This window comes from Floridaenema evergladense BLCC-F167, assembly GCF_041929205.2.
Classification (GTDB): Bacteria; Cyanobacteriota; Cyanobacteriia; order Cyanobacteriales; family Aerosakkonemataceae; genus Floridanema; species Floridanema evergladense.
The window spans coordinates 5,680,876-5,701,288 of sequence record NZ_CM171625.1; the positions used below are offsets into that span (position 1 = coordinate 5,680,876).

General features: G+C 39.0%; 14 protein-coding genes and 1 pseudogene. 7 read left to right on the forward strand and 8 right to left on the reverse strand.

The annotated features are described in order from the left end of the window. Nucleotides 1–10: 10 nt before the first annotated feature. From ACE1CA_RS27255 to ACE1CA_RS27265, 3 genes are all read left to right on the forward strand, one after another. Nucleotides 11–1,159 (forward strand): glycosyltransferase, encoded by a 1,149-nt coding sequence (locus ACE1CA_RS27255; protein WP_413281513.1) that lies wholly within the window; start codon nt 11–13, stop codon nt 1,157–1,159. A gap of 120 nt (nt 1,160–1,279) precedes the next feature. Then, nucleotides 1,280–2,356 (forward strand): glycosyltransferase family 4 protein, encoded by a 1,077-nt coding sequence (locus ACE1CA_RS27260; RefSeq protein ID WP_413281512.1) that lies wholly within the window; start codon nt 1,280–1,282, stop codon nt 2,354–2,356. Between the two features lie 107 nt (nt 2,357–2,463). Further along, on the forward strand, nt 2,464–2,772 hold the full coding sequence (locus ACE1CA_RS27265; RefSeq protein WP_413281511.1) for a hypothetical protein: 309 nt from the start codon (nt 2,464–2,466) through the stop codon (nt 2,770–2,772). Between the two features lie 68 nt (nt 2,773–2,840). Here the strand turns inward: ACE1CA_RS27265 and ACE1CA_RS27270 are convergent, their stop codons facing one another. The 4 genes and pseudogenes from ACE1CA_RS27270 to mfd all read right to left on the reverse strand — a co-directional run bounded on the left by ACE1CA_RS27270 (nt 2,841) and on the right by mfd (nt 8,136). After that, nucleotides 2,841–3,512 carry a Mo-dependent nitrogenase C-terminal domain-containing protein gene (locus tag ACE1CA_RS27270; RefSeq protein WP_459563726.1) on the reverse strand — a complete coding sequence of 224 codons (672 nt, stop codon included), beginning with the start codon at nt 3,510–3,512 and terminating at the stop codon, nt 2,841–2,843. Nucleotides 3,513–3,617: 105 nt separating this feature from the next. After that, nucleotides 3,618–3,908: pseudogene (locus tag ACE1CA_RS27275) on the reverse strand (cyclic nucleotide-binding domain-containing protein); the annotation flags it as partial. Between the two features lie 157 nt (nt 3,909–4,065). Then, nucleotides 4,066–4,533, reverse strand: coding sequence for a cyclic nucleotide-binding domain-containing protein (locus ACE1CA_RS27280; RefSeq protein ID WP_413281509.1), 468 nt, complete (start codon nt 4,531–4,533; stop codon nt 4,066–4,068). Between the two features lie 87 nt (nt 4,534–4,620). Beyond that, nucleotides 4,621–8,136: a transcription-repair coupling factor gene (gene mfd / locus ACE1CA_RS27285; protein ID WP_413281508.1), complete on the reverse strand. Its 3,516-nt coding sequence runs from the start codon at nt 8,134–8,136 to the stop codon at nt 4,621–4,623. A 298-nt stretch (nt 8,137–8,434) separates the two neighbouring features. On the opposite strand from mfd, the gene ACE1CA_RS27290 reads away from it, so the two are divergent. Beyond that, the gene (locus tag ACE1CA_RS27290; protein WP_413281507.1) at nt 8,435–9,769 is read left to right on the forward strand and encodes a hemolysin family protein; all 1,335 of its coding nucleotides are present in this window, start codon (nt 8,435–8,437) and stop codon (nt 9,767–9,769) included. Nucleotides 9,770–10,053: 284 nt separating this feature from the next. On the opposite strand, the gene ACE1CA_RS27295 is transcribed toward ACE1CA_RS27290, so the two are convergent. After that, the gene (locus ACE1CA_RS27295) at nt 10,054–10,701 is read right to left on the reverse strand and encodes an NADPH-dependent F420 reductase (protein WP_413281506.1); all 648 of its coding nucleotides are present in this window, start codon (nt 10,699–10,701) and stop codon (nt 10,054–10,056) included. Between the two features lie 286 nt (nt 10,702–10,987). Continuing rightward, nucleotides 10,988–12,466: a CoA-acylating methylmalonate-semialdehyde dehydrogenase gene (locus ACE1CA_RS27300; RefSeq protein WP_413281505.1), complete on the reverse strand. Its 1,479-nt coding sequence runs from the start codon at nt 12,464–12,466 to the stop codon at nt 10,988–10,990. A gap of 162 nt (nt 12,467–12,628) precedes the next feature. Between ACE1CA_RS27300 and ACE1CA_RS27305 the strand changes: the two genes are divergently transcribed. Beyond that, the gene (locus ACE1CA_RS27305) at nt 12,629–15,652 is read left to right on the forward strand and encodes an ATP-binding protein (protein ID WP_413281504.1); all 3,024 of its coding nucleotides are present in this window, start codon (nt 12,629–12,631) and stop codon (nt 15,650–15,652) included. A 101-nt stretch (nt 15,653–15,753) separates the two neighbouring features. Here ACE1CA_RS27305 and ACE1CA_RS27310 read toward each other — a convergent pair whose 3' ends face one another. Next, nucleotides 15,754–16,092 carry a DUF760 domain-containing protein gene (locus ACE1CA_RS27310; RefSeq protein ID WP_413281503.1) on the reverse strand — a complete coding sequence of 113 codons (339 nt, stop codon included), beginning with the start codon at nt 16,090–16,092 and terminating at the stop codon, nt 15,754–15,756. Nucleotides 16,093–16,313: 221 nt separating this feature from the next. Beyond that, nucleotides 16,314–17,300, reverse strand: coding sequence for a DMT family transporter (locus ACE1CA_RS27315; protein ID WP_413281502.1), 987 nt, complete (start codon nt 17,298–17,300; stop codon nt 16,314–16,316). Between the two features lie 477 nt (nt 17,301–17,777). Here ACE1CA_RS27315 and ACE1CA_RS27320 point away from each other — a divergent pair, with 477 nt between their 5' ends. Continuing rightward, nucleotides 17,778–18,689 (forward strand): hypothetical protein, encoded by a 912-nt coding sequence (locus ACE1CA_RS27320; RefSeq protein ID WP_413281501.1) that lies wholly within the window; start codon nt 17,778–17,780, stop codon nt 18,687–18,689. 563 nt (nt 18,690–19,252) lie between these two features. Continuing rightward, nucleotides 19,253–20,338, forward strand: a complete 1,086-nt coding sequence (locus ACE1CA_RS27325; RefSeq protein ID WP_413281500.1) for a glycosyltransferase family 4 protein — start codon at nt 19,253–19,255, stop codon at nt 20,336–20,338. The last annotated feature ends 75 nt before the right edge of the window (nt 20,339–20,413 follow it).

The following is a 20,413-nucleotide window of genomic DNA, read 5'->3' on the forward strand; positions in this document are numbered from 1 at the left end:
TCCTAAACCTATGACTAACCCAAATCTTTCTCTCAGTTTTTTCCTTCCTAACCTTGATGGCGGCGGTGCAGAAAGAGCCATGTTACACTTAGCCACAGGTACAGCCAAACGGGGAATTAAAACTGATTTAATACTCGCTCAAGCTGAAGGTGAATATTTAGAAAAAATCCCTCCAGAAGTGCGATTAATTAACTTAAATTCTCGCTCTCCAGTCATCTTTTGGAAAACCTTAAATTTGCGGCGTTATTTGCAACTGGAACAGCCTACATTTCTGCTTTCGGCTTTAGATATTCTCAGCGCTGCTACTTGGGCAAAACGTCTTTCTGACACACCGACGAAAATAATTATGTGTGTCCAAACAAATCTTTCTCAACAATTCCGAAATGACTCTGGAATTATGAGCAAAATTAGACCTTATTTAGTCAAACAATGGTATCCTTTAGCTGATGGAATTATTGCCGCTTCTCAAGGTGTTGCTGAAGATGTTTCGCAAATTTCAGGAGTACCTGTAAATAACATCGATGTAATTTACAATCCTGTAGTCATGCCGGAATTATTTGAGAAGGCAAAAGAACCGATCGATCGCCCTTGGTTTACATCAGGAGAACCGCCAGTAATTCTAGGAGTAGGTAGATTAGTCCCACAAAAAGATTTTCCTACTTTGATTAAAGCTTTTGCCATTGTAAAACAGCAAATTTCGGCTAAGTTAATGATTTTAGGTGAGGGAGAGAAGCGTCTTCAATTAGAAGCTTTGGTGCGAGAATTAGGATTAGAAAATGATGTAGATATGCCGGGATTTAAAGATAATCCATATACTTATATGGCAAAGGCGAAATTGTTTGTACTTTCTTCTGCTTGGGAGGGTTTTGGTAATGTGGTAGCGGAAGCAATGGCGGTTGGTACTCCGGTTGTTTCTACTGATTGTCCGAGTGGTCCAGCAGAAATTTTGGAAAATGGAAAGTATGGTAAGTTAGTTTCAGTGGGAGATGTGAATGCTTTGGCAAATGCTATTTTAGAGGCGTTGAAAAACCCAACTAATTCGCAATTGTTGCAGGAAAGAGCTTTAGATTTTACTGTGGATAATGTTGTAGATCAATATCTCAAAGTTTTAGGTGTTGAGTCTCAAAAAAATTATCAGCTGTCGGCTAATTTGTTGTAATAAATATTTGTTAAACCGCTCCAGACGCAGAGGACACAGAGGAAGAGAAAGAGGAAAGAATAATTATTTTTTCTTTTCCCCAGTCCCCAATCCCTAGTCCCCAATCCCTAGTCCCTAACCGTGAAAATTTTACATCTTTTAAATGACGTTCGAGAAATTGGTAATGGTATTATCAATGTGGCGATCGACCTCTCCTGTCTCCAAGCTAAAGCAGGTCATCAGGTTGCTGTTGCTTCTGCGGGGGGCGAATTTGAAGTTTTGTTAGCACAATATGGAGTGAAGCATTTTGTTTTAAATCAGGCAAGAAATCCGGTTAATTTAATTAAGGCCACTCGATTTTATCGGGAAATAGTACGCGAATTTCAGCCGGATATTGTACAGGCTCACATGATGACAGGAGTCGTGTTAGCAAGATTATTAAAACCGGGGTTTAATTATGCTTTAATTTCAACGGTGCATAATGAATTTCAACGCAGTGCAATATTAATGGGTTTAGCCGATCGCGTAATTGCAATTAGTAATGCTGTAGCCTTTTCTATGATGCGGCGTGGTATCCCTAAAAGCAAAATTTCTGTAGTTTACAATGGCACTTTGGGTAGTCCTCGCACTCGCAATATTTCAGAGTATCAACCATTAGTTTTATCACGTCCGGCGATCGTCACTGTCGCCGGAATGTATCATCGCAAAGGTATAGCTGAACTCATTGATGCTTTTAGCAAAATTGCCGCTAACTTTCCCGGATTACATTTATATTTAGTCGGCAATGGCCCGGATAGAGTAATATTTGAAAATCAGGCGCAAAATACAGCTTTTAGCGATCGAATTCACTTTGTAGGTTTTCAGCCAGAACCGCAAAAATATCTTCTATCTTGCGACATATTTGTGTTAGCTTCCCATCAAGAACCTTTCGGTTTAGTACTCTCGGAAGCGCGAGAAGCAGGCTGTGCAATTGTAGCAACTAATGTTGATGGTATACCGGAAGCATTGGATAATGGAAAAGCGGGAATTTTAGTTACTCCAAAAAATAGTTGTGCTTTGGCAAATGCTTTATCTAATTTGTTGAACTCGCCTGAAATGCTGCACAAATGGCAACATCAAGCTAAAACAAATTTAGAGTGGTTAAATGTTTCCAGAGTGAACCAAGAGACTTTGGCAGTTTATGAAGAAGCGATCGCTAATTTCAAAGAAACTTTATAAACACTCAAATTTGATGAATTTTATGTGAAACATTTGGATAAATTCTTAAAATCACTTTCGCAAACACTACAATTTTCTTAGTGGGAAGTTTTTTAGGATGAACTACAGTGAACTTAGTGATAGCTACTTCAATAATTATTTATCTTTTAATCAGTTTCTATTTTGGCAAAAACTGGTTAGATTTTTTTAAACCTTACGCTGCACCAACTCCAGAAAGTTATTTCTTATCTTTTGTAGTATTAGTTATAATCACCATTTCTTGGCCTTTGGTTGTACCTTTATATCTGATTACTTTCTTAACTTCTTTTGTTGCCAAAGGGCTAGTTTCAGCCAAGCCCAAAAAAACTGATTTTAAACAATCAACTACAACATTTACCCTCACAGTTACTCCTGTTTATCAAAGCGAAAAAGTTTAAATTTCAAGTTTTCCATTTTCCAACTTCTTCATAAACTTAGGTGGGCATAAAACCCACCTTTTTTTTGATTAAATGTATTGGGAAATATCCTCTTTACACTCATCAGCTAAATAAGAAAGTGCCCGAAAACGCAAACCTACTAACTGTTCGTACAATGGGTTTAGCTTACACATTGGCGGAATATGTATCACTTTATGTCCAAACAAAACTATATCCCGTTCAAAAGGACATTGGGGCGGAATCATTTTACACAAAAATCGCGCCATATAAGGGCTATCAATATCCATGTCATCCAAAAATTTCCGTACAGGTTGTAATACATCACTTGGAGTAACGAAAATAGGTTTTCCTTTTGCAGAAATCTGTGTTTTTACCTCTAAACTTTCTGGACTTAGTAGAGTTCTTAACGCTTCTAAAATATCTAATTTTTCACCTAATAAAGCAGTACAAAACTCTCGTAATACTCGATCTTCAGATTCCGAATAAGTCCCATTAGCTAAAGCCACAATTACTGCGGTTCTAACAAAGTTTTCAATTAAGGATTTATTGCCATGTAAAGCAGCAGCTAATTCTGTAGCAGAAATTGGGTGTAGAGAACCTATATTTGTATCGGGGTAAATGTTATCTTGGAGTAAATTTTCAATGACTTCTTTTTCTTCTTCATTATATTCTCCATCTGCCCAAGCTATTGTGAGGAAACCGCGCAAACAAGCACTAAATTGTTGATTCAATATCCGCACTCTTCCCGCTAGTACCCGAATAATATTCACCCCAATTTCTGGGCTTTCTTTAATTAGTTCATAAATTTGTTCTTGGGTTAATACTAAACACTTACAAGGTGACAAAGTTGTTACTGAAACAGAATGAGGTTCAGGAGCAAATATGGACATTTCACCAAAATATGCGCCTGTTTCTAACTGTGCTAGTTGCAAACCTCCTAAATGAACTTGTACAACACCAGAAATTAAAATGTAAAAGAAAGAGCCTGTTCCGCCTTGTTTGAAAATGGTGTAACCTGCGGGAAACTCTACTTCTGAAAAATTATTAGCGAGTCGTGATAAAACTTCTTCTCGTTCAATATCCCGAAACATTGGGATACCTTGTAAAAGTTGCAGGTTAGTTTCACTGAGCATCATAAGCAATTACCCATTCCTAATTTCTAATGTAAAACATTTCGACTTATACTCAGATCTTGTGCCAAGAGGCAGAGCCTCTATTCTTCGTTCCCAGGTTGAACCTGGGAACGAGGATCTGGGAGGTTCTACCTCCCCTGATGCAAGATCTGAGTTATACTCAAGCTGACTTTTTCAATTTTAAGTAAAATAGTTCTTCAGAAGCGCCGAAAAGTCGATTATATTTGCGAATTCTTTGGGCAAGAAGTTGAATAATATTGATAGCAATATCAGGACTTTGCTTAATTGCTTGATAGACTTGTTGCCCAGTTAAAATTAAACATTTAGACTCTTCAATAGCAGTAGCAGAAGCCGATCGCGTCCGAGATTCAAATAACGCCATTTCGCCAAAATAACTACCCGGTTCTAAATAAGCAAGAGTAAAATCATCTAAATGTACCTTGACCTTACCAGAAACCAAAATATAAAGCAATTGTCCCTCATCACCTTTAGTAAAAATTGTGTGATTAGCAGGAAACACAACTTCTTCTAAACTTTTAGCGAGTTCTGGCAAAAAATCATTGTGTTCAATTTCCTGAAAAATAGCCACTTCCTGAAGGAATCGTAAACGAGTTTCTAAAGTTGTCATTTGTCCTTTGTCCTTTGTCAGGTATGTTGTTGCGCTTCAGCGCTCTTATAACAATTCTTGATAAGAGCGCTGAAGCGCAACAACGTACTAATTAAGAGCGAGTTCAGGTTCTAGTAATGCTCCCTGCATTTTGCTTAACCAATCGATTAAACTTTGTAATTGTTTATCAGCACTTACCACACCTAAGCCTCGAATAGTTATTTTACCCGGAGTAAAGACAAAACGCGATCGCAAATTTTCCGGCAAATTCCCCGCTAAGATATTCCAAGCTGGTTCCTCCATTTTAGTTTCCAAAATAACGTGCTGTTTCCCATCAGGTTTGATGCGCGAAAAACCTAATTTTCTCGCCACTTGTTTGAGTTCCATTACTCTTAACAATTGTCTTGCAGCAGGAGGAATATTGCCATAACGATCGCTCCATTCCGCCACAATTTGCTCTAATTCTTCTTTCGATTTAGCCGCTGCGACCGATCGATAAGCGCTCATCTTTTGATCCAAATCTGTTATATAATCAGAGGGAATAAACGCCGTCAAAGACAGATCGATTTGCGTATCATCAACTTGGGGAATTTCTTGACCGCGAATTTCTTGAATCGCCTCTTGTAACATTTCTGTATAGAGGTCAAAACCGATCGCATTCATTTGTCCCGACTGTTCCGCACCCAACAAATTACCAACGCCACGAATTTCCATATCGCGCATTGCTAATTGATAACCAGAACCTAATTGAGTAAATTCTTGAATAGCTCGTAAACGTTGACGCGCCGCCTCAGAAAGTTGACTTTTCTTGGGATAAAATAACCAAGCGTGTGCTTGAATTCCTGCACGACCAACTCTTCCTCGTAATTGATAAAGTTGAGCTAAACCGAATTTTTGTGCATCTTCAATCAGGATAGTATTAACGCGAGGAATGTCTAAACCAGACTCAATAATTGTGGTGCAAACTAAGATATCTGCTTCGCCATTACTGAAGGTTAACATTGTGGATTCTAATTCAGCTTCATCGAGTTGACCATGTGCGATCGCAATTCGCGCACCGGGAACCATTTCTCTTATTTTTGTCGCTGTTTCTTCAATTCCTTCTATTCTGGGAACTACATAAAATATTTGTCCTCCGCGATCGAGTTCTTGACGAATTGCTGTTCTCACTGCTTCTGGATCGTAAGGTGCAAGATGTGTTTTAATCGGACGACGGGAAGGAGGCGGAGTTGTAATTAAACTCATTTCTCTAATTCCCGAAAGCGACATATATAAAGTTCTGGGAATTGGAGTTGCGGTCAAAGTTAATACGTCAACTTGCGTTTTTAAACTCTTAATTTTCTCCTTTTGGTTAACACCAAACCGTTGTTCTTCATCCACTACCAATAAACCCAGATCTCGGTAAGCGATAGTTTTACCTAACAGTTGTTGAGTTCCCACAACTATATCTAATTCACCCGTTGCGAGGCGGCGAATTATATCGCGTTTTTCCTCTTCGGTGCGGAATCTATTCAACAAACCGACGTTAATTGGATAGGGAGCAAAACGCTCTTTTAAAGTGTGATAATGTTGCTGAGTTAAAACTGTTGTTGGTGCTAAAACGGCGACTTGTTTACCAGCAGTCACCGCTTTAAAAATTGCCCGAATTGCAACTTCCGTTTTCCCAAAACCAACATCGCCACAAACCAAACGATCCATTGGTCGAGGCGATTCCATATCCCGTTTGACATCTTGGGTTGCCTTTAATTGATCTGGGGTTGGTTGGTAAGGGAAAGAATCTTCCATTTCTTCTTGCCAAGGACTATCAACCGGATAAGTAAAACCTTCCTGTTGAGCGCGTTGAGCGTATAATTTCAATAAATCAACTGCCAGTTTTTTGATTGCTTTGCGAACTTTTGACTTGGTATTTTCCCAAGCTTTCCCGGTCATTTTGTTTAATTCTGGGGGTTTATCTGTCGTACTTCTAAATCTCGACAAACCACCCAATTGATCTGCTGCTACTTTGAGTAAACCATCAGCATATTGAACTACCAAATATTCGCGAGTTTCATTATTAATTGTTAGCTTTTCTAACTTCAGAAACTTGCCAATTCCGTGACTTTTATGGACTACATAATCACCCGCTTGTAACTTGTTCGGGTCAACTTGTTTAGAAGCTGCACGTCGCCGTTTGCGAATATAACTTGGTGTAGCTAAAGAATGTTGTCCGTAAAATTCGCGATCGGTCACAACAACCAAGCGAAAAGTCGGCAAAATAAACCCTTCCAACTCCGCCAAACCGGAATATTTCACCGCCACAGGCGTATGCTGAACCTGTAACTTTTCGATTGCTTGAAAATCGCGAGGATTCGGAACAAATTGCGCCGGACAATCATGTTCTTGCAACAAAGCAACCGATCGCGAAGGTTGCGCCGAAACAATCCAAATTGCAAAATTCCGTTCCCTTTCCTGTCTTAAAGTTTCCGCCAACTTAGCAAACTGATGGGGAGTCGCCGGAACCGGACGACTAGACAAATTAAGCGAAGAATCTTCCGCAATTTCCGACAAATCTACCCGATGAAACCGCGAACCATACCCCAAACAACTCTCAAAAGAACAATGCAACTTAGGAATAGTAGATCCATCCCCAGTCCCCAGTCCCCAGTCCCTAGTCCCCAACTTCCACTGTTCCTCAACCGCATTAAACCAAACAGCATTATGCGCCTCACACTGTTCCGGTTCATCAACAGCAATCAAAGTAAGATCCGGCAAATAATCCAACAAACAAGCAGGTTCCGCAAAAGCCGATCGCAACAACCGCCAAACCTCTTCCCTCTCCTCCTCTTCCTCTTCCTTCGTGTCCTTCGTGTCTAAAACGCTATCGCGTTTCGCTTCGCTATCGTGGTTCAATTCCTCCCCCAAAACTCCCCGGTAAATCGCCGTAAAATCCGTCGGAGTCAACAACAAACGCTCAATTTTATCCAAAGATCGCTGAGTAGAAGGATCAAACTCCCGAATCTTCTCCAAATCATCGCCAAACCACTCCAACCTTACAGGTAACTCAGCCGAAACCGGGAAAACATCAATAATATCGCCGCGACGACTCCATTGACCCTCAGTTTCCACCAAAGAAACCCGTTCATAACCCATAAGCGCCAACTTTCGGGAAAAATCATCCAAATCCGTGCTTTCTCCCAACTTCAGAGTCAAACAATACTCTTGAAAGACGTTTGGTGGTGGCAAATGGGGTTGAAGCGATCGCTCAGTCGCCACGATCGCCATTTTACCCGCTGATTCCTCTGACCCATGACTAATCAAATCCGACAAAACCTGCATTTGTCCCCAAGTCATCTCCGACTCCGGCGCATAAGGTTCGTAGGGAGAAGCTTCCGAAGTCGGATAAAAATGCACCGTTTGCCAACCCATCGCTTCTAACTGCGCCGTCCAACGTCCCGCCTCTTCCAAAGTAGCGGTGACGACAAACAGGTTTTTTGCCGCAGTTTGCGCGATCGCCGAAGCGACTAAACCCTTGGGAAGACGCGGAACACCGCTCAACCTGAGATGCTGTTGTCGGTTAAGCTTGGTGAGAATTTCGTTAGTCAGTGGCGATCGGCCCAAAGCACGGATAATCGAAGAAAAGGTCATTGGATTTTAGATTTTGGATTTTGGATTTTAGATTGAAGAGTTTGCTTTACAGTGGAAGACGGAAGGTAGGGAAAGCAATAGTTTCGATCGCTCTACCTCTAAAGAACCATTTTAAATAAGGAAACTGCATTTACCCCCAGGTTTTAACTTTCTGGAAGTAGATTATCGTTTTATAGGATTTAGCATTTAATTAGTGCAGCAGGGTAGAAATGATTGAATAAAAGCTGAATATAAAAGCTGAACAAACCTTTCTGCCATCTGCTTTGGAGCCTTTTTTTGCCTTATATTCTCAGATCCCATGTCTCTAACTACCGATTTTCTGATTATCTTACTGCTGATTGTCTCGAACGGCTTTCTGGTGATGTCGGAGATGGCGATCGTCTCCTCCCGCAAGGTACGCTTGCAACAGATGGCTATCCGTGACAATAAAGCTGAACTCGCTTTATCTTTAGCAAATGCGCCGAATAAGTTTCTCCCCACAGTGCAAATTGGCATTACCTTGTTGAGCATTGTTTCTGGTGCTTTTGGTGAAACGACGATCGCTAGGTATGTCAGACCAATCTTAGCTAATATCCCCTTTCTCAGAGCTTACGTCGATCCGATCGCCTCCGTAATTGCCGTTTTAATTATTACTTATTTAACGTTAATCATCGGTGAATTAGTGCCTAAGCGCATGGCGTTAAATAGTCCCGAACCGATCGCATCAATTGTGGCTATACCGATGCGATTTTTGGCGATCGTTACTGCGCCTTTTGTTTCTTTTTTGGGTGCTTCCACTCAGTTAGTATTACGAATATTAGGAATTAGACCTTCTGTAGAACCCGAAGTCACAGAAGAAGAAATTAAAGTATTAATTGAGCAAGGTACAGAAGCCGGAACTTTTGAAGAAGCCGAACAAGATATGGTAGGAAGAGTGTTCCGCTTAGGCGATCGACCAGTCAGCGCATTAATGACACCTCGACCAGAAATAGTTTGGTTAAACATCGAAGATTCCACAGAAGTAAATCGACAAAAAATTACTAACAGCCAACATTCCCGCTTTCCTGTTTGCCAACGAGAATTAGATAATGTCCTTGGCGTATTATCAGTCACCGATATTCTTTCTCGTTGTTTAGAATCCCAACCATTAGATTTATCTGCATCTTTGCGCCGACCTTTGTTTGTTCCAGAAAGCACTAGAGGGTTAAAAACTCTAGAAATGTTTAAACAAACAGGGACTCATATTGTATTTGTAGTTGATGAATACGGAGTAATTCAAGGTTTAGTTACTCTCAATGATATTTTAGTAGAAATTGTCGGAGAAATTCCCTCAGTTTACGATACTGACGAACCCTCAGCCGTGCAACGGGATGATGGCTCTTGGTTAATTGATGGAATGTTTTCTGTAGATGAATTTTTAGAAATGTTTGAAATTGAAGAATTGACTCGCGAACAAAGAGGCAGTTACAATACAATGGGTGGTTTAGTAATGGCGCATTTAGGCAAAATCCCCATCGCTACCGATAAATTTGAGTGGAAAGATTTTTGTTTTGAAGTAGTAGATATGGACGGCAACCGAGTTGATAAAATCTTAGTCATGCCGTTAGCAAAACACTCTCAAGATTCAACAGAAATAAAAAATAATAATGGATAATTAACTTTTAAAACTGTAGAGTGCGTTAACGCAGCGTAACGCACTCTACAATAGTAAATAAATGAGCGGTTTCACCTACTATCTGTATGTTTTTTTTCGGCATTGAAAATGAAGTTGCTTTCCTCAACCATGAAGGAAAGTTTGCTGATTTCTCTTGTACAAATTATCTTTAACACAGCAAGCCCGAATTAAGGGTAGGGGCGAAGCATTCGGGCAACAATATTATGGCTCAAACCCTAGATTTCTGCTCCGTTTGCTTCGCCTCTAGAGTGTTGATAAATTTATTATCTTCGCAGGGCTTTTAGTGCCAAATTGGGGAATAAATGACTGGCAGCAGCAAATTGAACCCAGGCAGTTGCTAAGGTTTCTAAGGAACGGGCAACTATCAAATTACCTGCATCTACAGCTTCATAACCACAAACTTCAATTAATTCTGCTACTACTTTTTTTGCTTCTGCATCATCTCCACAATAAAAAATACTAGGTCGATCGCTACCAAATTGCCGAGAATCGGAAGCGAGAATTTCTGCAAATGTCATGTTAAATGCTTCTACAACTTTGGCTTTGGGTGCAGCTTTTTGAATGGTTTCGCCAACGGAAAATTTTAAGTCGGTGGCGATTCCGATCGTTTCACCTGTAAAATCAGGACGCAACCCACTAACACAAGTAATGACAATTTTGCCATCAAGAGAACCTGCTTTGACCAACACTTCTTCTATTGCCGGAACCCACACTGCAAGCATTACAACATCACTTTGAGATACGGCTTCGGCGGGTGTTCCAACAGTAGCATTTCCTCCTACTGAAGCTGCTAATTGATGTAGCTTATTCTCATCTCTGGAATAAGAAAAAACCACTTGATATCCAGCTTTTGCCCAGATTTTACCCAGACTTCCACCCATATTTCCCGAACCTACAATTCCAATTTTCATACAGTATGTCCCTTATTTTAGTTCCTCTTGAAACTGGAGTTTAAGAATTTTAATCTCATTGAAGCAGACAATTGAGTATATAGAGCAACATTTAGGTGAGGAAATTTCCTTGGAAGCGATCGCTAAACATTGATAGTTAATTTCTAATTATAGCGTTTCTCGATCTGATAAGGTACGGTTCTAAGAACTAAATTGCTGATTAATCAAGGGTGATTTAGAATCTTTGTTCACAGATGAAATAAAAGCTCTTAATTAATAGCTTTCAAGCGCAACAACATACCAATTTCTAAAATTGCCTTGACCAATTTTTAGGCCAACGTTCAACAATAACTTTTGTTTGGGTGAAAAATTCTACAGCGTCTCTTCCTTGTCCGTGTAAGTCGCCGAAGAAACTCGCTTTCCAACCGCTAAAAGGAAAGAATGCCATTGGCGCAGCTACGCCAATATTAATGCCAATATTACCAGCTTCGGCTTCATAGCGGAATTTTCGAGCAGCGGCACCATTTGTGGTGAATAAACAAGCCATGTTTCCCCAGTCGCCGCTGTTGACAAATGCGATCGCATCCTCAATAGTATCTAAATGAATTAAACCTAACACCGGGCCAAAAATTTCTGTACGAGCAATTTCTCCTTGAGGATTAATGTTTTGCAGAATTGTCGGTTTAATAAAGTTACCTTTTTCATAACCGGAAATTTGCGGGTTTCTGCCATCAACTAATAAATTTCCCCCTTCATTAATACCCACTTGAATTAAATTTTCAATTCTTTGTTTGCTCTCAGGAGAAATTACTGGCCCCATTTCCACGTTCGGCTCTAAACCGTATCCTACCACGCGCTTAGATGCAGCGTTTGCGATCGCCTCTGTGAAACTATCTTTTGCTTCTCCAACTGTCACCGCCAAAGATGCCGCTAAACAACGTTGTCCCGCACAACCAAAAGCACTATCAGCCGCAATTTTTACCGTTGTTTCTATATCTGCATCCGGTAAAACTATAATTGGATTTTTCGCCCCGCCTTGGCATTGAACGCGCTTCCCATTAGCAGCGGCGCGACTATAAATATACTTGGCAACTGGTGTAGAACCAACAAAACTAATTGCCCGAATTGTAGGATGATCTAAAATAGCATCTACCGCTTCTTTAGCACCGTTAACTAAATTTACTACTCCTTTTGGCAGTTTAGTTTGCTCTAACAATTGGAAAATTTTTTCCATTGTCAAAGGTACTTTTTCCGAAGGTTTCACAATTACCGTATTTCCACAGGCAATGGAATATGGTAAAAACCAAAAAGGAATCATTCCCGGAAAGTTAAAAGGGCAAATTATCGCCGTGACTCCCACAGGTTGCCGAATCATAAATTCGTCTATTCCCCGCGCCACATCTTCTAAGTTGTATCCCTGCATTAACATAGGAATACCACAGGCGACTTCCACATTTTCGATCGCCCTTCGCAGTTCACCTTTAGCTTCAGTTAATGTTTTACCACACTCAATAGTTATGGTTTCTGCTAAATCTGTGAAACTTGCTTCTAAGAGGTTTTTTAATGTAAATAAATACTGCACTCGTTCAGTTGGCGGAGTTTGTCGCCACACTTTTCCCGCAGTTGCTGCGGCTGCAACTGCTGCGTTTACCTCACTTGCGGGTGACAAAGGTACAGTACCTAATATTTCCGTTGTGGCAGGATTAACTACTTGTAAGTAGTTGCTGGCACTCGATCCCTGCCATTCCCCATTAATATAGTTTTTGAGAGGCTGATTTACTGTCACGGTTAACCTTTAGCTCTTACTGGCAAAATTATACTTAGTTGCTTCACACCTTTTGGTAACTAAATGTTTTATTTGACTACTTACGTACCTAACTTATGTTAAAAAGGAATCATAGCATCATTTTTTCTACAACGGCATTTATTTCTTCATAATTTCTTAAAAATGGATCTTACAGAGTTCGTTTCCTCAGAATTAATTGGTTTAACAAATTGTGAGCTACAGGCTATCCATACCCCTGGTTACATCCAGCCTCATGGCGTACTGTTAACTCTTCAAGAACCGGATTTAATTATTCTGCAAGCTAGTCAGAACACAGCAGAATTTTTGGGTATCCCGGCAGAATCACTAATTAATCATAGTTTAGGTCAGTTCCTAAATCAAGCTCAACTGAATCAATTACAGGAATATATAGCCACAGGAAATATAGATATATATAATCCACTGAATCTCTCCATCAAAACTGTTGACTCTCACAAAGAGGTTGAATGTATAATTCATCGCTACGAGGGAGTGTTAATTTTGGAAATGGAGCAATATTTAGATAAAAAAAATTTTTCTACAATCAGCTTTTATCACTTAGCTAAAGCAGCAATTATGAATATTAAAAATGCTAATGACTTTCAGCAAATGACTGAATTATTAGCACAGGAAGTAAGAAAAATTACTGGTTATGACCGAGTAATGATTTATCAATTTGAGCCAGATGAAAGTGGTATAGTAATTGCTGAAAATAAACGAGAAGGATTAGAACCTTTTTTAGGTTTACATTATCCGGCAACTGATATTCCTGAACAAGCACGACAGTTATATTATAAAAACTGGCTAAGATTAATTGTTGATGTAAACTATCAGCCAGTACCAATTATCCCCAAAGATAATCCTGTTACAAATACTCCTCTAAATTTAAGTTTATCAGTTTTAAGAAGTGTATCTCCTATTCACATAGAATACTTGCAAAACATGGGAGTTTCAGCATCTTTATGTACTTCGTTAATTACAGATAGAAAGCTTTGGGGGCTAATAGTCTGTCATCATTGTTCGCCCCGATATGTAAATTATGAGATTCGTAAAGTATGTGAATTACTTGGGCAAGTAATGTCCCTAGAAATTGTCAATAAACAACAACAAGAATTTGAAAAATACAGCAAGAAAATCAAAGTTATTCAGGAGGAGCTAAAAATTATTTTGTTAGCTAAAAATGTCAATACTCAGATTTTTAGGGAAAAACAAAATAGTTTATTAGAACTAGTCAATGCTCAAGGTGCGATTATCTGTTTTGGTGGAAATTTAACTTTAGTTGGTAAAACCCCAGCCAGAGAACAAAGCCAAGGTATAATTAATTGGTTACAACATTACAGCCAAAAAGAAGTATTTCATACAAACTGCCTTTCCCAAGTTTATCCCGCAGCGAAGCAAATCAAAGAATCAACCAGCGGTTTACTAGCAATTTCTATTTTTGTTGATGATATTACTTACCAAATAATTTGGTTAAGACCAGAAGTAATTCAAACAGTAAACTGGGGAGGAAATCCGAATGAACCTCTCATAATTAAAGATGATAGAAAAGATGATGGAATTATACATCTTTCGCCCCGTAATTCTTTTGAACTGTGGAAAGAGACAGTTAGAGAAAAATCTTTGCCTTGGAAACAAATTGAGATTGATGCAGCCGCCGAATTAAGAAATACTTTAATGTTTGCAATTTTAAAATTTTACCAATCAGCACTACAACAAGCAGCAGTTGAAGCCGAAGCAGCTAACCGTGCCAAAAGCCAATTTTTAGCTAAAATGAGTCATGAACTGCGAACTCCTCTGAATGCAATTTTAGGTTTTACTCAAGTTTTAGCTCAGCATTCTTTAAATGAAGAACAGCAAGAATATTTAGGAATTATTGGGCGCAGTGGCGAGCATTTACTTTCCTTAATTAATGATGTTTTAGAGGTTTCTAAAATTGAAGCTGGGTTGATAACTTTCAATGAAAATTCTTTTAATTTATATCATCTGCTAGATGGTTTAGAAGAAATGTTACAGCTAAAAGCTAAATCAAAAAATTTACAGTTATTATTCGATCGGGAACTTGACCTACCTCAATATGTGAAAACCGATGAAAGTAAATTACGGCAAGTATTGATTAATTTGCTGGCTAATGCTATTAAATTTACCCAAAAAGGTACAGTAAAGTTGCGAGTAAAAGTTATTGAAAGTTCGCGTCATTTTGATGTAGAAAAATCGACAATTAAATGTAAACTTTTGTTTGAAGTAGAAGATACTGGCCCTGGTATCGATCCAGAGGAAGTTAACTATTTGTTTGAACCATTTTTTCAAAGTGAAACTGGGCGAAAGTCAATGGAAGGTACAGGTTTAGGCTTACCCATTAGTCGCCAATTTGTTCAATTAATGGGTGGAGATATTAATATTAACAGTCAATTAGGTAAAGGTACTACGGTAAAATTTGATATTAATGTTAATATTGGGATTATTAGCGATCGCCAACGAGAAAATAATGTAGGCAACGTTATAGCCTTAGCGCCAGACCAACCAATTTATCGTCTATTAGTAGTAGAAGATAACCAAGAAAACCGCCAACTTTTACACAAGGTATTAACATCAGTTGGCTTTGAAGTTTGTGTTGTCAATAATGGCAAAGAAGCAATTGATTTATTTACCAGTTGGCAACCGCATTTAATTTGGATGGATGTGCGAATGCCTGTAATGGATGGGTTAGAAGCAACCGAAAAAATTAAACAACTATCTCAAAAATTACCCAGCTATAACCCAATAATTATTGCTCTAACTGCTAATGCTTTTAGTGAAGATCGCGATCGCATTTTAAACGCTGGTTGTGATGATTTCGTCAGTAAACCTTTCCGCATCCCAGAAATTCTTGCCAAAATTAGCGAACACTTAGGAGTACGTTATTTATACGAACAAACAATTCCTACTCAAGAGATTCACAAAAGCCAAACTTCAGTGAAAACAGCCGAAAAACTAACAATGGCTGACCTCTCTATCATGTCTGCTGAATGGTTAGCGCAATTAAATCACGCCGCTATTTGTGCCGATGACGAAGAAATTTTGAAATTAATTGCCAAAATTCCTCCAGACAAAGCAGAATTAACAGAAAAATTAACAGAATTGGTAAATAACTTTCAATTTGAAGAAATTACCAATTTAAGCAGAGAATGATTTTTTATATTCCATTCCGGGGATAATTATTAGCGAAGTGAAGGTTAAGGCAGCTTTTCTTAGTTTTTACTTTCTGCCTTTTGCCTTGGTGCCTTCGCTGATTAGCGATCGGTTTCGCTGCTTTCTGTTGCTGCTTGCAAATATCTTTCAAAACCCATTCTTTGTTCGGCATTCCGCAGGAAGTAGCCATTCATCATTGCGGAAGCTAACAAGCGTCCCAGGTTTTCTTTTGAGGTAGTAATCATTACGCCAAAGTGTTCTGGTGGTAAAGTTCCCAACATCCCCATTAAGTTAGCTTCCATTACCTTAGCTGCTTCCAAGGAGGGTTTGGAAAGTTCGCTGATAATCTCCGGTTGCAGAGATCTGACATATTGCCACAACAGGTTGTTACCTTCGGAGTTGTCAAAGAAGTCGGGGTTTTTGTTTGACAGATCGTTCATAGTAGTGTCCTGTCCTTTCATGTTTCTTAATTTAAAGTTAACAAACTACAAAACTTCTTTTCCAGTGAGTACAACCGAACTATATGTACGGCTTGTTCTACTCCCTAAAATGCTCATAACTCTTGCTGTAAAAGAGTTATACGAGCAATCTGAATCAAATTACCGAAAATTTCGGATTTTATCCCCGTTGTAGGGGTAATTCATGAATTACCCCTACTTGGTTACGGATTTTTTTCTTTCGCCGCTGATTTACTAAGTTGAGCGAAATATATCCCTAATAAAACTACCGCAAAAGCGAGCCAACTAGAAACACTTAATCTTTCGGAAAAAATCAGCCAAGCTTGCAGGGAAGTGAGTACTGGATCTAGGAGAAAGGCGATCGCCACAAATCCCGAAGACAGCATATTTTGACTATAAACAATTAACCCCTGACCAATAATTTGACAAACCAATGCTAACCCAATCACAAATAACCATCCTTTCCAAGAATAGGGAAAAATTCGCTCTTGAGTTAAACACAGGATTGGGATAGTTGCTAAGGTGGCGATCGCTGAACCCCATAATAAAATTTTATTAGCCGAAAATTTAGTTCTCAGTCTTTCTACAATCAGCAAATATCCAGCCACTAAAACCGCTGAAACTACAGCAGCTAAGTCTCCTTGAACTTTGCCTGTGGCAAATTGTAAATCCTCTAATTCGATCGCAAAAACTCCACTTAAGGCAATCAACATACCAAAAATAAATTTGTTGTCAAAATGTTGACCAAATAATAGCCAAGCTAACAAACAAGTAAACAGTGGAGTCAGATTATGCAATACTGTTGAGATTGCTACACTGGTTTGGGTGATTGACCAAGCCCAAAATATTTGAGACGCAGCAAAAAAAGTTCCATACCCCACAAATAACCAGATATATTTAGTAAAGTTGTCACTATTTTTGGGCGCAGGTTCTTCTTGTGGATCTGTTGCGTATCGCCGATGAATCCCTTGGATTCCATTGATTAATCCTAAGCTAACAGTACTGATCCATAAACGATTAAATATGGTTGCATAAGGATTCAGTTCGGATTCGCTTAACTTAATAAAAATTGCCGCAAAAGATATGCCGATTATACCGACAAATAAGGAGACAAGGGCTAACCAATTAGGCGATTCGTTAGTTTCAGCCTGTTGTCTCGTTAATTCTAGTTTGATTGCTTTACTTGTCATTTTTATTGATTCTATTTAGTAACGCTAGATACAATTCTTCGGACGATCGCCAAATTAAAAAATCTTTTGAGGCGATCGAAATAACACTTCCAGCTTAAATTTTTCCACCCTGTTCCTTTAATGGGAACCATACAGTATTATAAGCAACAAATTTTCTCTAAAATTTATAGTAACAGTAATGCTTACCTTTCTTACCTTTCTTACTTACTGATTTTTCTTAGTGTTATAATTTTTTATACATACAAGGTAAAAATACTTAACCGAGCAGTATTGTTTTCCATCTTAGTTAACTTTGTAGCGAGACATAACTTGCCTTTAGTCTAGTAAATTGTATATTAAATTAATTAAATATATAAAAATTTACGTGAAATTACTGATATATTTATATTTCTCTATTTTAATTGACTTAGTTGATGCAATTACCTCTGGAAAGGGCATTCTATAAGTAGATACTTACGTCCCTGTAGGATTAGACTAATGTCAGCTTCAATTATTCTCGTAGATCCCCTGTTAGCGCAAACCCCTGCCAAGAAACCAAATCCCACCGATTCATCATTTGACATTTGGATGGGAGTCTCTGGAGGGTTAGCTGTAGTGCTACTAGCTTTGGGTATATATTCCAAGCTTCAGATAGATAAATTGAATAAAAAGATTAGATTTGAAGACTTCCGCATCAAAGAACTGGACAAAAAATTAAAGTTAGCTCTGGAAACGATTCGCAAGATGGAAACTAATCCAGACTTGGTTTATTCCAGGGAGTTCAACCTAGATTATTTGCGGATGCGGATGGCAGAAGAGGTGTTTCACTTTGCGATCGTCAATCAAATCAAGGTAAAAGTCAAGGAAAAAATTGCCGTTGCTCTCCGTCCCAACCAAGCTCAACAAACAGCTGTAGGGATTGCTAGTGCTTCTGGAAGACAAGTTGATGAAATTTTTGATGTTGAGTATGTACCAGTAGAAGGAGTAAAAGTTAAAAAGGCTGTGTTGTTCCGAATTCAAATTCGGTTGATGAAATTACCCACCCAAGCTACTTCTGCCACCATCAATCAAATTATTGATTGTATTGAAACTTTCTTGAGTCCCAGCGAAGACCAAGATAATTGGCAACCGACAATTCAAGGTCGAATTGTCCACATGGAATGGGATCAAAAAGCGAAACCTACACCGTTGTTAGTTTTAGAGCAATCTAATGATGGTGTTAACGTTAGTTTTGCGACTCGCCGAGATGCGCCTAAAGCCGCAGGTGGAGCAGCGCCAACCCCGCCGCCGCCGCCAATGAGACGACCCCCAACACCTCTAGCAGGAGACAAAACCAAAGCACCAAATAACGACGCAGCTAAACCAGGTGGTCAATCCGGTACGAAACCAACTAATAAAGCAAAGAAATAATCAGATTAATTTCTCTGAAAAAGTGATTACTGAGGTGTTTATCAGATAATAGTAATTCAGGGTGATATTACCAAATTTTCGTTTCTAATCAATCTTTACTTATGTGTGTTTTCTCGATCGGGAGGTAGTATTTACCGAACATGAATTAGATTAAAACTAAGAAATATCTTCCTTAGTTGCAGAAATAACTAAATATGGCTCGCCTCCTAAAGCTGTTTTGTCCTTTATTTACAGTTGTTTCCAGTCATAAAAGCTATTTATTGTCTGAGTTATACCGCCGATTTTATTTAGCTTTGTGCCTGAAGATAGATGGCAAAAGGGTAAAACAGAAAAAAAATCAGTTAAATCTAATACATTTTTTGGCTGTTAGAGATAGGGATTTCCCTACTTAGGTGATTGGCGAAGAAGTGATTTGAAAATATAGAATTCAAGTTAAATTCTCACAAAAGCATAGTGCTTAACGCTAACCCTAATTTTAATGCAAGTGAGTCGCTCGATCGCACTCCGAAGTCAAAAAAAGCAGGCGCTTCTAACTGAAAATTTTCGATTTTAGGAGGTTTATTATGCGGATTGCTCAAGTTGCGCCACTCTGGGAAAGAGTGCCACCACCAGCATACGGGGGAATTGAATTAGTTGTCAGTCTTTTAACTGATGAGCTAGTTCGACGGGGACATGAGGTAACGCTATTTGCATCAGGGGATTCTGTTAGCTTGGCTAAGCTTGAATCAGTGCATCCTTGTGCAATTAGACTCGATCCGAGCGTGAAAGAGTACGGTGTTTATGAAATGCTGCAACTCAGTCATGTGTATGAACGGGCTTCAGAATTTGATATCATTCATTCGCATACGGGTCATGCGGCATTGCCTTACGCCAAATTGGTGAAAACTTCCACCGTTCATACTTTGCATGGAATTTTTACTCCTGATCACGAAAAAATCTTTAGCTATGCTAAGGAACAACCTTACATCAGTATTTCCCATACGCAAAAGGAACCTAGATTAGGGTTAAATTATGTAGCAACGGTTTACAACGGAATTGATGTTGATAGTCATAAGTTTTATCCCCAACCTGATGAACCACCATATTTAGCTTTTTTAGGTCGGATGTCGCCGGAAAAAGGGCCGCATCATGCGATCGCAATTGCTAAAGCTGTGGGTTTACCATTAAAAATGGCGGGTAAAGTTGATGTGGTTGATAAGGAATTTTTTGCTACAGAAGTAGAACCATACATTGACGGCGAACAAATTCAGTATTCAGGAGAAGCGAATCATTATCAAAAAAATGAATTAATGGGAAGGGCAATTGCTACTTTATTCCCTATTACTTGGCGAGAACCTTTTGGTTTAGTGATGGTTGAATCGATGGCAGCTGGTACCCCAGTAATTGCGATAAATTTAGGTTCAACTTCCGAAGTAATTGCTGATGGCAAGACAGGTTTCTTGTGTAAAGATGTGACAGAATGTATTAACGCTGTGAAGAAGATTGAACAGATCGATCGCCAAGCTTGCCGGGAACACATTGCCAACAATTTCAGCGTCAAACAAATGACTGATGGTTACGAGGCAGTTTATCAACAAATTTTAGCGGGAAAATTTGAACGCAGCAACGGACATTTACACACACGAGTTTTAAGCAATCAGAATTTGTAGGAATTGATTTTGCGAGGTTTTGTTCCGAATTAATAGCACCAAAAATTTAGCGCTTTTAGCTACATTAAGTAAATT